A 473-nucleotide genomic window follows, 5' to 3' on the forward strand; every position below is an offset into this window, starting at 1 on the left:
AAATGCTTCCAGAATTCATGGGTGGCTCTGCTGACCTAGCGCCTTCTAACCTAACCATGTGGTCTGGTTCTAAGTCTCTAGAAGCGAATGACTTCTCTGGTAACTACATCCACTACGGTGTGCGTGAATTCGGTATGACAGCGATCATGAACGGTATCGCGCTACACGGCGGTTTTGTTCCTTACGGCGCAACATTCCTAATGTTCATGGAATACGCACGTAACGCTATGCGCATGGCTGCTCTGATGAAAGTTCAGAACATCCAAGTTTACACACACGACTCTATCGGTCTTGGCGAAGATGGCCCAACGCACCAACCGGTTGAGCAAATGGCGTCTCTACGTTTGACTCCAAACATGAGCACATGGCGTCCATGTGACCAAGTTGAGTCTGCGGTAGCTTGGAAGCTAGCGATTGAACGTAAAGATGGGCCATCGGCACTTATCTTCTCTCGTCAAAACCTAGCGCAACAA

Annotated in this window: 1 pseudogene; it reads left to right on the top strand. The window is 49.3% G+C overall.

From position 1 onward, the window contains the following. Positions 1 to 473, top strand: a pseudogene (locus ACVA54_RS19700) (transketolase); the annotation flags it as partial.

It is taken from the genome of Vibrio sp. PNB23_22_6 (assembly GCF_052877535.1).